Raw genomic sequence first — 14,447 nt, forward strand, 5'->3', positions numbered from 1 at the left:
TTGCTAACGCTTCCGATAGGGCATCCTGCCCCGCGAAAGCTACGCCGACATCCCTGTCGGCATCACGCAATTCTGGTTTACAAAGAGTTTCCAACGCACTTCGGCAACTCCGATGGGGAAATGGTGTTCTCTGTATGGTTGGGAGAACCTGGTAACTGTGAGGTTATGTTTAGCAGAGCAAAAACTACGGCAGAGTTTATTTAACTCTGACACCATGCCACCAGATTTAAAAATGCATTAAAAACTAGACTTTATATAGACTAAAATAGTAATTCCGTGTACTAATGAGTGTTGTTTTCAGTGCGCAAGCTATTGATTTTATAGGTGGGTGTTTGGCTGCTTCTTTCTAGAAAGATTATATCTTGGACCATAGACATCTTAATTAAGCGTGCGCACAATCCAGTTATCAAAACTTTTCGAGGTAAGTATGTGGATAGTTGGTCTAAGTTTGTTTCGTTTACAAAGGACGTGGCAGTAGTTATTAAGTGTCTCAAAGATGTTGTTTTTATAATACTAATATTAGTGGGGTTGTTTTTTTTCGACCTTCAGACTCTCCTAGGGTATTTTTTGTAAGAGGTGTTATATGGCTCATTTGCCTTGGGTTATGGCCCCATCGATGTGGATCAGAGGAAAGGGGTTAAAGTATTTTTTTAGTGGAGGAAAAGAGGTTTCAACTGATATCGCTGCCCTGAAGATATTTATTTTCATGTGTATGAAAGCTGAAAGGAAGAAGACTGCTGTACCAACGTCTCATGCTTTATATGGAATAAAGTCAGTAATAGAGTGTTTAGAAATTAATGTTACATATGAAGAGATTTCTGAGGCCTGTAATTTAAGCCGAACTTTAATATCAAGGGGCTTAAAGAAGCTGGTCGTTGCTGCAGATTTGAAAAGAGCTGGAGGGACTCGTAAAGTAATCTATGTAGTTGATGCTTTACACTGGGGGTGGTTCAAACTCCCATGTAAGCCTATATTGTCATTAGAGGATCATATAACTTCATTTCACAATATTACCAATAGAAAAAGGATAGAAAGAGATGCGTTGAAATTGTACTTATATCTTCTTTCGATAAGAACAAATTCAAAGGAAACCTCGGCAGTTTCAAACAGTACAATATCGGAATCAACAGGTATTTCCATTATTGATATTGATGACATTGAAATGTTATTAATTAGATTAGAGCTTGTGGAGAGAATTGAGAAGAAAGGTGTTAAGAAAAATGCCTCCAAACCCTACACAGTAGATGATCTCACTAAAGAGTATTCATTTAACGGTTCTATTTATTTGAATAAAGTTGCTAAATACTATCGCTCGGATGATTATGAAGATAAATCTATATAACTTCAGTTCGGGGGCATTGTTACGACTACAGTTTTTCTGTCGAAGAAACAAGAGCGGGAAATATGAATCAAACTCAACAGGATGCGTTAATTTACCTAAGTAAAGTTGACTATGAGATTATTCAGGAAAGGAGCTTTAACTTATTACTAGGACAATTAGATTCAGAAGGTTGTGAATTATTAAAGGAGTACAATAAGGCGTTAACCGATGCATCTACGGTATTCAAGTGTGAACTTGGAATACTAAGACCTGATGAGATAACAGAGTGTTTAGAAAACGAGCTAAGTAAAAAGGAGTCTTTTCTAGCTAATAGTGATAAAGCCCCTGCTAAGATCGTTGGTAAGCTTCACAAGCGTGTTAATTCAGCATTGAGCAAGCTGAAAGATGACAAGCCCGATTTTATTCTCTATCCCGCGTATTCTAGGTTTGGATTGATACCTAAAGGCGAACTGTCCGTCATTGAAATAATCGATCCGACAGACAATTCTGAGTACATTGACTTTCGACCTGAAGGAGCGATAGAGAACTCTTTAGTTAAGATTAGAAATTATCACTCTTTCAGCAAGAGCAAGTTTTTAAGCTGGTCTAAGGGAATTATAGAGGTCTTACAGGGGATTGTCCGAGTGTTTGCTGTAGTTTCTGGATACACAGACATACGTCATGTGTTGTTCTTTTATCAACATGAAACATCCTATGGTTGGAAAGATAGGAGTTATATATCAAAAAATGGAATTCTGGAAAATATTGAAGCTTTTGGTTGCGTAGCTCCTGAATATCATTATTTATTTGAAAATTTGAAGTCAGCAAATTTAGTTACCGTCGTTAACTCCCTTACAACCCAAGAGTTTTTAGATAATACATTGGCTAACAATGTGCAATTTGCACTCAGCAGGTTTAATCGAGCTATTGAAAGTCATGATGATTGTGAAGCTATCGTAAACCTATGCACGTCTCTTGAAGCTATCTCCAATCAGCTCTACCCAGCAGATATTTGTAAGACGTGTAGCTCTAAAAAAGTCTCGGAGGGCTTAAAAGCATTCTTGAATGCAAATGCATTTCAACAAGCAGGTTTATACGGTAAAAGTATAAATCCTATGAAAGAGTTTAGTACTATTTATAGCCTGCGTTCCAAGGTGGCTCATGGGAGCCTTAATAAGAGCGATGCAGAAGTCTTGAAAACTTACATGCCAAAAGCAACAATGTTTGTGGCTATAACTCTTTATAACTTGATGCTCAATGCTTGTACTACTGGGTTTGATTCACATTTACCTCTGAAATAAACATAAATCACAAATAATTTGGTCAGAGTAAATTAATAACCCTAGCTCTTCAGGCATGACTCCAGAACCAAACTATTCCGCTTTTCTAACCTAGTGCAGATAGGGCTGAAGCCTTCGATGGCATGGATGCAATCGTAGAGCTCACAGGGATGTGCTCGCAGCGGGCTTCAGAAGTGTCTGCACATGCGCTGGCCGCAGGCCATTGGAACCACTGGAGTTGGAAGTTAGTTTAGGGGTTCAAGTGCCGAAAAACTTAAAGGTTCGGATGTTTTAGATTTAAAGCCTGCGTTAGTTTCACGCAAAGGAACCCTCAAACGCTGGCTGCAGGCCATTGGAACCATAACTGCTGGATGTTGCATCAAATGCAGCCTAAGCATAGATAAGCCAAAGGTTCGAAGCTTTAGCTTTAAACTGTGCAACAGTTTCAACCACATAGCCAAATCCAACCACAGAGCCAAACCAACCACCAAACAGGGAATCGCTAAAGGGGCTCCCCTTTGGCAGAAAACACCAAAGTTGTGCAAAACTCAACCCCGTTATCTTGAGGCAGATAACTCCACCCCATGCGTTCACAGATGCGCTCGACGATGACCAGTCCAACCCCATAGCCAGCATTGTAGGTTTCATTGCCTTCGTGGCGATTGGTGATGGTTAAGGTGTGCTGATTAAGCACGATTTCGATATCACCTATGCTATAACTGAAAGCATTCTTGATAATGTTGTTAAGTACGATGGCTATAAAACTGTGGGGCGCATGTACGATTGCGGCGTCATCTATCGTTAAGTTGTAACTGCTATTTTGTCTGGCGAATAACTCTTTCATCTCGATGAGCTGCTTGCTTAGTGCAGCCTCCAAGCTGACGTCGGCATAGTAACGTTGGCTAATCGATTCTTTACCCAAAAGCAGAAAGGTATCGGTGAGTACCTGCATCTCGTCACTGGCCCGCTGCAAACGCTTAACCGCGTTGACTGCCAGTGGATGCTGGTTAGGGATTTTTGCCAACAACTCGGCAGAACCCTTTATCACAGTGATAGGGGTTCTTAGCTCGTGGGAGGCAAAGTGACTGAACTCCTTTTCACGTTGAAAGAAGCCATTGATATCGTTGCGGCTATCTAACAGTGTTTGCTCGATATTACGGGTTTCGACAAAACGGGTATCAACGCTAAAGTCGGGGTCATCTGGCGCCATCTGGGTGATCTTGTGTTCAATAATCGTCAGCGGCTTGGATAGGGTCCGGATGAAGTACAAACTATATAGCGTCATTAATAGGCCGATAAGTAGCCCTAGAATGAGAATGTAATCGTGTAAGTGCTCCTCGTACTCATCAAGGTAGTCATCGGCATCATCTTGAAACACAACATACATTAACCCTCTATTCGACGGATGGAGGGTCACAATAAAGTGCTTGTCTTCTTCTCCGATTAACTTTTCATATAGACCGGGTGAGGTATAGGCTTTAAGCCACTGCGGAATGTTTTGCTCACTCCAATAGGTGGTGAACTCATTGGTATTGGGCAGAACTGTTTTATCGCCATAAATCTTGTAGTCCTGCTTATAGCGATATACTTCAGTGTCTAACCAGTGATTCAGGCTGATCTTTTCAATTTGGTTTTCAGCAATATAAATAAGCGACCAAAATAAGCTGAACATGGCAAACGTCATCAAACCGAAGCTCCAACGGAGCTTGCGGTAGATACTCGGGAAATGCTTATGCTTTGAGGCGGTAACCTTGTCCATGAATTGTCTCTAATCGTGAATATTCAAAGCCTTTATTAAGGGCGGTTCTTAGGCCGTAGATGTGACTACGTAAGGCGTCACTTGGAGGGGATTCATCGCCCCAGACTGCGTCACTTACATCTTGACGACTGACCACACTCGGCGCGCGCTTTATCAGTACCTTTAATATTTTTAGCTGAATACGGCTGAGCTTTATCGGTTGTTCTGCCCGTGTCACTACATCGGTCTGGGTATTAATATTTATGTCGGCGAACGACAAGGTGCCGATATCTTGCCTTGGGCCACGATTACTCAGTGCATGTAAACGGAGAGTCAGCTCTTCCATGGCAAAAGGTTTGAGTAAATAGTCATCTCCACCGGCCTTGAAAGCGGCAACCTTGTCATCGAGGCTGTCTTTGGCGGTTAAGAATAAAATCGGTGTGTTGCAATACAGCTCTTCACGTAGTTTTCGTACCGCGGTAATGCCGTCTAGTTTAGGCATCATGATATCCATAATAATCACATCGTAACTATTTTCGGCTACTAAATTAATCGCCGCTTCGCCGTGATAGGCGCAGTCGATGACCATGCCTTCGAGTTCCAAATAATCGGCGATTGTTTCGCTGAGGTTATGGCTGTCATCAACAATTAGCACTTTCATAAATTATTTTATCTTTCTTCACGATCGCTTCACGGGCCAAGTTTTAACATACAGCTAAATTTGATAATCATCTTACTAAATAAGGGTATTTAGATGAAAAAAATAGCTTTAGTTTCAACACTTGCTCTGATTTTAGCTGCTTGTGGCGGTGGAAGCGATAGTTCTTCTGACAATGGTAATGGCGATAACGGCAATGGCGGCGGCATTCCTACTGTACCAACAGCTCCAACTGCAGTTAAAGGCACTATTGATAAAGTCGATTCTGTACAGAATAAAGTGGTTGTGAACGGCTACAGCTATGACGTTGCTGGCGTAATGTACGGCGATGTAAAACTAAATATTAACGATCTGCAGCCTAACATGATGGTGCAAATCGGCGGCGCTCAAAAAGCAGCAGTTCAAGTTCAACTTGAACCGACTATCACAGGTAAAGTCACTGCAATCGATGCAGTTGCCGGTACTTTTGATGTTAACGGTATGAAGTTATCTTATAAGTTATCTAACGAAATCGAATTAGGTGATTGGGTAATGGTGTCTTCATTACCAACAGCGGATGCAGGCTATAAAGTCTTATCTGTGATTAAGTTTGATATTGAAAGCCAGTACCCTGGACTTGCTAATAGTTACGAAGTTGAAGGCCGTTTATCTAGCTTAGATGAAAGTGCAAAAAGCTTTAAACTGGGCGCTGCTCTAACTGTTGATTACTCAGGCACTGCTGCTCATAACATTGAAGGCGTGCTTGCTAATGGCCAGTGGGTTGAAGTAGAAGGTACGCTAGTTAATGGCGTGTTTAATGCTGATACTGTTGAAGTTGAAGATTATAGCGATCTTGCTAACGACACCGAAGTTGAAGGTATCGTGACTTGGGTTGATGCACAGCAAACTGCGTTTGAACTTAACTACCAGGGTCGTTTTGTTGTTAATACGCAAACTAAGTTTGAAGACGGCGTGAAAGCTGACTTAAAGCAGGGCGCTTTAGTGGAAGTGACTTCTGTTAAGAATGGTACGACTCAAGTTGCTACCGAAGTTGAGTTCGATGATGACAATTCAACAGGTGATGACAACGACAATGTTGGCAGCTGGAAAGAGTTTGAGCAAGAAGGTCAGGCTTCAGTGTTTGATACAACGACTCAGAGCTTTGTGATTAACGGTATGACAGTCTTCGTTGACGCTAAAACCGTGCTTGAAGATGGTATTAAATTAGACACGATTAATCAGCAACTTATCGAAGTTGAAGGCGTGGTGCTTAATAAGCAAAACATCGCTCGCGAAATCGAAAGATACGACGACTAATTGTAAATCTATATTTCGATTAATCACTCCAAAATGCCTTTCTTATGAAAGGCATTTTTGCATCTGCACTTTAATATTTATTAATTAAATCTGACTCTTATATCTTGTTGTGCGCTTGGGTATAGCATAAAGAGCAGAGGCTCGGATGTTAATCTGCTGAGTCGTGTTGGCGAGTTTAAGGCAGCGTTATCGTAAGTCTATGAAATAAATTCTTATTATTATTCTGATGAAAAACTAATTTTGGTACTACACTGAAGCGTATGTTTTTTTACCCCATTACATAAAGGATTATATTATGGATGAAGAGTACCAGTATCCCGCCAATTACAATTTAATCTCTATCACTTCTCCTTCTAGCCATATCAAATACGCCAGTCCTCATTTTACCGAAGTAGCTGGTTTTCAGCCTGGTGAATTAAATGGCTTACCTCATAATGTTGTTAGGCACCCTGATATGCCTAAAGCCGCCTTTAAAGACCTATGGGGTCACTTACAAAGTGGTAACCATTGGATGGGAATGGTTAAAAACAGCCGTAAGGGAGGAGGGTATTATTGGGTTGATGCATTTGCCTCGCCGATAAAAAGTAATGGTGAAATCGTCGAGTTACAATCGGTTCGCTTTAAACCAGAACGAATTCATGTCAAACGAGCCGAAGCCGTTTATAAACAATTATCAAATGACAAGAAACCTTGGCAACTGAGTGTGGGTCTGAGAACTCGGCTGTGGCAGCGTAGCGCATTTTGTTATGGCATCGCGGCGCTTATCTCCTATGCCATCGCCATGTTTAGCCAAAATACCGCACTTACATTGGCCTCTTTTTTCGCTATGGCGACTCTAATTAGCTATCTGTTAACTCGTCCCTTGGAGCGACTCGCAAAAGAGGCTCGTAAAGATTTTAATAACCCGTTGATGGAGCTTATCTATACGGGGAAGGTCAACGACTTTTCAGAAATTGAGCTGGCTATGAAGATGCGTAAACAACACGTAAAAGCCTTGATTGGCCGCGTAAATATCTCTGTGATGGAGGCCTGCGACAAGACCTTAGATAATGCCAAGCTAGCCACCCAGAACAATCATAAAGTCACCGAGCATCTCAATACTCAGAAAACAGAGATTGAAATGGTGGCTACGGCAGTGAATGAGATGCAGGCGGCATCAACTGAGATCTCTCAAAATGCGCAGGGCACAGCTGAAGCTACAATGCAGACACAAAGTACTATGTCGGAGAACTTGGAGTGCATTAATCAGGTTAATAAGTCGATGCTGGAATTGGTCGATGAGTTAGCCTCAATCTCGAGTACCGTGGTGTCTCTCGATAAGCAGACCCAGCAAATTAGTTCGGTGATCGATGTGATTAATGGCATTGCAGAACAGACCAACCTACTAGCGCTAAATGCTGCGATTGAAGCGGCGAGGGCCGGAGATTCTGGTCGTGGTTTTGCGGTGGTTTCCGATGAGGTGCGAACCTTAGCTCAGCGCACTCAAGTAGCGACGACCGAGATCCAGACGGCGATTGAGCAGATCCAGACCAATAGCCAAGTAGCGGTAAAATCGCTTGAAGTGGGTAATGACAAATCCAGCAAGACGGTCAATATCATCAATACCTCGCTGAGCAAAATTAATGAACTTGAGGAGTTGATTGAGGGCATAGTGGAACGCAATCAGCAGATAGCGGTAGCTATCGAAGAGCAGGTTTATGTATGTAATGAGGTCAACACCAATGTGCAGATGGTCAACTGCAAGGTGTCTGAGTCTTATGATTTGATCACCGTGACCAATACGCTCAACCAAGAGGTTGAGAGCAGTACTGATGATCTATCTAATACCATCAGGAATTTCAATATGTAGCGGATTAGCATTCGTGAATGGATAAAAGTGATTGGCTTTATCTCTGGTGGGAAAGTCATTACAGAAAGGGCCTAGCTTAACGCTAGGCCCTTTTACTTATGATGATGTCAGTTATTTTAGAAACAATAACTTAGGTGATGTTACTTTAAGAGATCTTCTGTATGCGCACCGGAATACCACTGCGGCAATTGGTACCGGCATAGTAATCATTTAGCATACTAGCCTTGCCTTTGCGGGTTGGGTCGGCTGGGATCATTTGGTTAATTGCCGTTCCGCCGCCGCGATGGCTTAAGCCTGGGTGTTTTACGCCGTCGATGGTTCGGTCATCGGCGCCATAGGCAAGCTTATGCCCGAACGTATGGGAGATACAGACGGCATCTTTACTAACCCCAATATCTGCAAATAATACCCCATCAGTGGCTTTGCCATTGCCGGTTTCTAATCGCACCGTATCACCGTGTGTAAGCCCATGCTTAAGCGCGGTATCGCTATGCATATAAACATAGTTTTGAGGTGTGACTTCGGCGCAGCGATCGAACGCGGCTGAATAGTTAGAACGCAACGTTGGTTTATAGCTAGAGAATAGCAAAGGATATTGAGCGGCGGGCCAATGCTGCTCCCAACTATCTCCATTCCAGAAACGCTTTACATCGTAAGCGGGCACGCCAGGGTAATTTTTACCTGAGTAACTGTGGCGCAGCTGCGACATCTGCTGGTTATATATTTGTAGAAACTTACCGCCAGCGTTATGGGTAAACTCACCGTTATACTTTTCTGCAGTTTCATAATAGCCACCGCGAGAAAGCAAGGCTTCGACTTTTCCAGCTTCTTCATTGGTTAAACGTGGACGCAGCGGTTTCATTGAGTAATCCAGTGAGGCCCATTCACGGTCTTCGTCAGTGACCAGTGGCAGAGCGCTGCACTGAACGGCAATGTTGGCCATATAACGAGCGTGCCAGTCTTCAAAGGTCAGCAGGTCGACTTGACGTCCATCGCTAGCTGAAATGGCATTCTTACCAAAGCCTGGTAGCTTCATTTCTAAGGCAACATCAATTAAGAATTGCTCCATACAAATGTGGTAGCCGTTAGCTGTTTTTGGCGTGCGTGGTGTCACTAATGGTGCGCCTGCGACTACACCAAGATTAAATGCCCCCCACATGCGATCGGCGGCGTATTCTTCATACATTACCCTGTCAGGGATAATATAATCTGCATAGCGGTTAGTTTCGTTGATGTAGCAGTCAATGCCCACAAACAATGGCAGTTTGTTAGTGTCAGCAAGCGCGGCTTCGACTTGGTGGCTAATTGATGATGCACTGTAAATGGCATTACTACGCCAGTTAATCAATGCTTTGGCCGAATATGGGTTTTTATTGGTATGTGCAGTCAGCGCTTCTGCAGCATTGCCTGCGGCATAACCAGGTACTAAGTTATGCCAGATATCACTGGCTGGGTAAGGCGAAATGCCTTGTGCCACTTTCTGTTTATATTCAGTTGAGTCTTCATAGGCACCGGCACGGCAAATATTCATTACCGCACTGGTATCGATCTCACCCTCAAATCCACCAAGATTGTAATTGCCTTCAAAGCCCCAGAAGGCACCATTACCATAAATCGCACCACCTTTAGTGTCGTGGTTGCCAATCAATGTGTTTAGGGTGGAGACTAACCAGCCCACCATGATGCTATCGGCACTGTTGGCGCCAGTATTGGTTGCGACGCAAGAGCGGCGACCGTGGTGACTAAGGTCCTTAGCAACTTGACGAATATCTGACTCGGCAATACCACAAGCTGCTACATAATCAGCCATTGGAGTTCGGTCTGCTTCAATCTTTAGCAATGCCAAAGATGACACTAGACGAACCTTGTTACCCGATTGATCAATAAAGTCTTGATCGATTAATAGCTCTGCGCGCTTGGCTTGACTTGCTGCAATCAGTTGATCATTTTCAGCAACCAGCGGCTCTTCGCCACCTAAATTGAATTCACTGGCATGGGCAAATTGGCGATATCTTGGATGTTGATCATCCATGATCACTAGGTGGCTGGCATTGCTGCGGTTAGGCTCACCTTTTGCTGCAGCTTGCGCTTCATTAGGGATGGATAGGAAGTCTTGGTTATACCAGCCTTGCTTGAGCATGATTTGCAATAACGCAAAAATAAAGGCGCTATCTTCACCAGGACGAATGGCTAGCCATTGGCCTTGAGTGTTATTAGCAACGCTTGTACGAAGTAGAGGGTCAACACAGACATACTTCATCTCTCTATCGACACGTGCGTCGGCTAAGCCGCGGCCTAGGCGGTTAAGGCTTGCGCCTGCTGACCCTGGTGCGGTACCAATAAAGAGTGCGTATTCGACGTGATCCCAGTCAACGTCGTTCATTGCTGGGCCAATATCAGGGTTAAGTCCTATACCAAAACCAATACCAATCGGCGCGCCGCAATAAGCGTGTTTAGTGACTAGGTTGGCCGTGCCGTAAGCTTGGCGCATAAAGCGCGCATATAAACTACCGCGCAGGGTATCTTCTTCGTTGAAGGTTGCGAGTAGTTGGTTAGCTTTACTGCCAAATTCTGGCTGATCAGCGACCACTAATTGATCGAGTTGGCGGATTGATTTTAGGCCTTCGACTTTGCCTTCACCAAATAGATCGCCACCATAGATAATTTCTTTTACCGCTTGCTCGTAGTTGATGCTAATCCATTTGCCTTCTCCGCGCTTACCGCTGCGCTTTAGCACCTGGGTAACACGACGAGGATCATCAACACAACCAATACCGCTGGCGCCTTTACCGCAAGTTGTGGCGCGGTTTTGCAAGCCTTTATCACCGGCAAGTGCGTAATAGCTTTCACGAACAGGGGTATCTAACGCAAGGGGGGAGCCAGAATTAAGCTCACAGTATGGATTGCCGCCGACCTTTAACACTTGGTCGGTGACTTCATCAATGCGTACTCTTAGGCCACACATGTTATTGCAGGTAAAGCACTTGGTGTACATGGTACGAATGCCTTGTGCTTTGTGCAATCGCCCATCTTCACCCAGTAAGGCTTCAGTTGGCAGTGGATTACCAAAACGAGCAGGGCTTTTTTCAACAGTTGTTAAGCCTGATTTGACCTGAGGTTTTGAACTACAGGCTGTCCCTGTTGCAGCCGCAGCGGTAACGATACCGGCGCGGCTAATAAAGGTTCTTCTATCCATTATGGTTTCCTATCTTTGCCAATCTAAAGGAGAAAGTTTCAGTATCTTTTTGTCGTCACTAGGCGTCGGCAAACCGATATAAAGAATATTGGGAAGGTTGCCATTGGCTGGGAGCATGCCATAGACGTCGTTCTCTGAAACCAGCTTGGCAATAGTGCTATTTGGGTCATTAAGGTCGCCAAATATTCGCGCTTCACCAATACAGGTCTCTACGCAAGCGGGTAATAAGCCTTGCTCTAATCTATGAATACAGAAATTACACTTTTCTGGTGGCGCCTTTCGCTTAGGATCTTTAATGCGGGCACCATAAGGACAGGCGGTAACACAGCGCTGGCAATGTATGCATTTGTCGTAATCAATGACAACAATGCCATCTTCTGGGCGTTTGTAAGTTGCCTTAGCAGGGCACACTTCTACACATGTTGGGTTTTTGCAATGATTGCATTGATGAGGAACCGATAACGTCGATATCCCCTCGCTGTGTTCAATAGCGCATTGGCTGACTTTAGTACGCCCACGGCCCATTGGCACTTGGTTTTCAATTGAGCAAGATACGCTACAAGAGATACAGCCTGTGCAGCGGCGCACATCAAACACCATAGCTAATCGCTTTCCTGGTGTTTGCGCTAGAAGCTTGGCTGTCGGTATAAGTGTTAATGCAGTGGTTCCGACAGCCATTTTTAACAACGAACGCCTATTTAACATAGATTGTCCTTGAGAAAAGGTTAATTAAAAAATAAAAAATGAACACAAATTAGAATACAGATGAATATCAGATGAGTGGAGGTAAATATTTAATGGATTCCACTAATTGCAGTGCTTGTCCCATATTGCAAAAGTCGAAATTTGTATGTTGTGTTATTCGAAATTAGGCTGGTTTTATTTTCCTATGTTGGCTTGTATTCGTTTGGCTAAATTTCGTGTTACTTATTTTATTGGAGCTAAATAAAGTTTGTGTGAGCAATGAGCTTTTTGTTTTTTTAAGTTGTGTTATTTCGATTTCCGATATTTCCGAGTGGCGGAGCAGTGGAGGTTTATTGCAATTTAAATAAATAAAAAAACTTTAGTTAACCATTAAATTAGTGGAGAGTTAGCTAGATCTGTTATAAGCCAATCTGGGCTAGTTTTGATGTTTTCAGTGTTGATTTTTATCGTTAAAAAAGCGCTTTTCTTTAAAGCTATAAACTACTGCTTGCTCACTTTGTGTTCTTTGTTATTTATTTTTATCTTCAAAGTCATCTGGATTTTCTTAGAGTTTCCCTTAGGGAAATAGAATATTTGTAGACTTTTTTATACCCATACTCTTACTTCTTAGGGGCATGTGCTTAGGTTTTAATGGATGGTAATGCAGAGGAGGAGACAAAATGAAAAGGTGTTTAGCAATTGGCTAAACACCTTTTTTAATGCAGGGGACTAACTTAGGCTTAATAAACTAAGCTGTGTATTCTTACTTGGCTACAGAATAGCTCTTAAGGAACTTAATACCGTTATTTATATCGGGTGTGTAAGTTCGGTCTAAATCAACAAATGGCACTACTTTACGGTACTGCTCGATTAAGTGACTTGTACCCGTACCCATTTTCTTATCTTGATCTCTCATGCGGATCTCCATACCTTGAGTTGTATGCAATACCTCATAGGCATAGATCTCGTAACCAATATCAGCCATTTTCTCGACGCGAGAGGCAATTAAGTTAACGTTGCTGAACGTCTCCTCAATGCCTACAGACGTTGGTACACCGTAAAGTGTTGCGCTATTGGTTAATGTCATTGCTTCAGCATATAAGCCTGACATTGATTGGGCGATGTTAGCAAAACCGTCGCCGCCGACATTCTCTTTCGCGATTAGGTAAGTCGGTAGATTAGTGCGATGGCCATCGTCTAACTGAGTGGTACGCCATGCAGAAATATGGATAACTTGTGCAAGTGCACGGCCTAAAGATTCCATCTGCACGGCTAATTGAGTGTTGTCGAAGTTAGCACCAGAGTTTACAAAAACGCTATCATCGCCGACACGTAATGCATTAACAGCTGGAGTGTCGCTATACCAAAGGTCATCACGAGCTTCAGTGTTCACAATTGGGTTATCTGTCGTGTGATTAATCGCAGTGTTCAGTAGCTCTTTTGCTTGGCGTAGTTCTTCTTTTGCGGTCGCTAAAATATAACCAGATGAGCGGAATGACAGTGGGTCTTGCAGGTTACGCTTGCTATCTAATTCCCATAAATATGAGCCTTTTAGCGCACCAAGAATAGCTTCTGCAGCTTCATGACCTTGTGGCCAGCCTTTAGTATCAACTGTGTGCCATAGGAATGGTGATACGTTACCGTTAAGTGCTTCTAGTGAAGAGGCAATAATTACCGGTGAAATTTCTAGGAAATGTTCGGCTTTTTTAACCGCTGCAATGTTCTGTGCTTCGGCCACGTTACCGTTTGATAAGATAGAAATACCGTCTAAACCGAACGGTCTGTAAGGCTTTAGATCTAGCTCTTCACGTACTTCTTTTGAGTCACGGCGCTCGCCTTTGTACATCACGTCCCATTCACCCATTAGCGATAAACCAATATGGGTCGCTAAACTTAAATCGTTAGCGCCAGATGAGCCTCGACTTGGGATCAGTGGTGTAACGTCTGCATTGATGTAGTCCATAAATGCTTGCGCACCTTCGGTACTCATCGCAGTGTAACCCGCTGCCATTTGGTTAAGGCGAATGATCATCGCCATCTTTGATTCGCGCTCAGACACGAACGGCTCTACCCCCGCAGCTTGAATACGCATCTGGCGTTCGTTGAACTTAATTGAAGCAGTAAAGTTAGGTTCGTCTTCAACTGATGTGCCTGCAACACGCTGATCTTTTAAGGCGCCGTAGTTAACGGTTAAGCCGTAAATAGAGCGGCCATCAGCAGCTGCGTGAATAGGCGCCTTGTAACCTGCGTTAATGCGTTGCCAACCTGCTTTAGAAATCTTAACGTCTTCACCTGGTTGGGCGATTTCCCATAGCTGATCCACTGTGAGTGAACGACCATCTAGAGTATGTGTTGCCGCATTAGCGGATAAAGGTAGGCTTGCTGCAACGAGTAATGCAAATACACTTTTCTTCATTTTTAACTC

9 protein-coding genes are annotated in these 14,447 nt (G+C 43.3%); 4 read left to right on the forward strand and 5 right to left on the reverse strand.

The window, feature by feature from the left end; all coding sequences use genetic code 11:
* Window positions 1–583: 583 nt before the first annotated feature.
* Together K5Q73_RS11705 and K5Q73_RS11710 are read left to right on the forward strand one after the other, a co-directional pair.
* Window positions 584–1,342, forward strand: coding sequence for a hypothetical protein (locus tag K5Q73_RS11705; protein WP_220765396.1), 759 nt, complete (start codon window positions 584–586; stop codon window positions 1,340–1,342).
* 62 nt (window positions 1,343–1,404) lie between these two features.
* Entirely contained in the window at window positions 1,405–2,622 is a 1,218-nt protein-coding gene (locus tag K5Q73_RS11710) for a HEPN domain-containing protein (RefSeq protein ID WP_220765395.1), read from the forward strand.
* A gap of 481 nt (window positions 2,623–3,103) precedes the next feature.
* Here K5Q73_RS11710 and K5Q73_RS11715 read toward each other — a convergent pair whose 3' ends face one another.
* A complete protein-coding gene (locus K5Q73_RS11715) occupies window positions 3,104–4,360 on the reverse strand; it encodes a HAMP domain-containing sensor histidine kinase (RefSeq protein WP_220765394.1) in 1,257 nt (418 codons plus the stop codon).
* On the reverse strand, window positions 4,332–5,000 hold the full coding sequence (locus K5Q73_RS11720) for a response regulator transcription factor (RefSeq protein WP_220765393.1): 669 nt from the start codon (window positions 4,998–5,000) through the stop codon (window positions 4,332–4,334). The genes K5Q73_RS11715 and K5Q73_RS11720 overlap by 29 nt, the downstream gene beginning before the upstream one ends.
* A 93-nt stretch (window positions 5,001–5,093) precedes the next feature.
* Between K5Q73_RS11720 and K5Q73_RS11725 the strand changes: the two genes are divergently transcribed.
* Together K5Q73_RS11725 and K5Q73_RS11730 are read left to right on the forward strand one after the other, a co-directional pair.
* Window positions 5,094–6,293: a DUF5666 domain-containing protein gene (locus K5Q73_RS11725; RefSeq protein ID WP_220765392.1), complete on the forward strand. Its 1,200-nt coding sequence runs from the start codon at window positions 5,094–5,096 to the stop codon at window positions 6,291–6,293.
* Window positions 6,294–6,588: 295 nt separating this feature from the next.
* The gene (locus K5Q73_RS11730) at window positions 6,589–8,142 is read left to right on the forward strand and encodes a PAS domain-containing methyl-accepting chemotaxis protein (RefSeq protein WP_220765391.1); all 1,554 of its coding nucleotides are present in this window, start codon (window positions 6,589–6,591) and stop codon (window positions 8,140–8,142) included.
* Window positions 8,143–8,287: 145 nt separating this feature from the next.
* Here K5Q73_RS11730 and K5Q73_RS11735 read toward each other — a convergent pair whose 3' ends face one another.
* The 3 genes from K5Q73_RS11735 to hutH all read right to left on the reverse strand — a co-directional run bounded on the left by K5Q73_RS11735 (window position 8,288) and on the right by hutH (window position 14,438).
* Window positions 8,288–11,338, reverse strand: a complete 3,051-nt coding sequence (locus tag K5Q73_RS11735) for a molybdopterin-dependent oxidoreductase (protein WP_220765390.1) — start codon at window positions 11,336–11,338, stop codon at window positions 8,288–8,290.
* A 9-nt stretch (window positions 11,339–11,347) separates the two neighbouring features.
* Complete coding sequence (locus K5Q73_RS11740; protein WP_220765389.1) at window positions 11,348–12,043, reverse strand: 4Fe-4S dicluster domain-containing protein; 696 nt, start codon at window positions 12,041–12,043, stop codon at window positions 11,348–11,350.
* Between the two features lie 742 nt (window positions 12,044–12,785).
* A complete protein-coding gene (gene hutH / locus K5Q73_RS11745) occupies window positions 12,786–14,438 on the reverse strand; it encodes a histidine ammonia-lyase (RefSeq protein WP_220765269.1) in 1,653 nt (550 codons plus the stop codon).
* Window positions 14,439–14,447: the final 9 nt, after the last annotated feature.

Origin of the sequence: Shewanella sp. MBTL60-112-B2 (genome assembly GCF_019655055.1) — a bacterium.
GTDB lineage: Bacteria > Pseudomonadota > Gammaproteobacteria > Enterobacterales > Shewanellaceae > Shewanella.

What these genes read in the sequence shown, in the direction of transcription:
- K5Q73_RS11725 (WP_220765392.1), top strand. Translation starts at nt 5,094, where the DNA reads ATGAAAAAAATAGCTTTAGTTTCAACACTTGCTCTGATTTTAGCTGCT.
- K5Q73_RS11705 (WP_220765396.1), top strand. Translation starts at nt 584, where the DNA reads ATGGCTCATTTGCCTTGGGTTATGGCCCCATCGATGTGGATCAGAGGA.
- K5Q73_RS11720 (WP_220765393.1), bottom strand. Translation starts at nt 5,000, where the DNA reads ATGAAAGTGCTAATTGTTGATGACAGCCATAACCTCAGCGAAACAATC.
- K5Q73_RS11735 (WP_220765390.1), bottom strand. Translation starts at nt 11,338, where the DNA reads ATGGATAGAAGAACCTTTATTAGCCGCGCCGGTATCGTTACCGCTGCG.
- hutH (WP_220765269.1), bottom strand. Translation starts at nt 14,438, where the DNA reads ATGAAGAAAAGTGTATTTGCATTACTCGTTGCAGCAAGCCTACCTTTA.
- K5Q73_RS11730 (WP_220765391.1), top strand. Translation starts at nt 6,589, where the DNA reads ATGGATGAAGAGTACCAGTATCCCGCCAATTACAATTTAATCTCTATC.
- K5Q73_RS11715 (WP_220765394.1), bottom strand. Translation starts at nt 4,360, where the DNA reads ATGGACAAGGTTACCGCCTCAAAGCATAAGCATTTCCCGAGTATCTAC.
- K5Q73_RS11740 (WP_220765389.1), bottom strand. Translation starts at nt 12,043, where the DNA reads ATGTTAAATAGGCGTTCGTTGTTAAAAATGGCTGTCGGAACCACTGCA.
- K5Q73_RS11710 (WP_220765395.1), top strand. Translation starts at nt 1,405, where the DNA reads ATGAATCAAACTCAACAGGATGCGTTAATTTACCTAAGTAAAGTTGAC.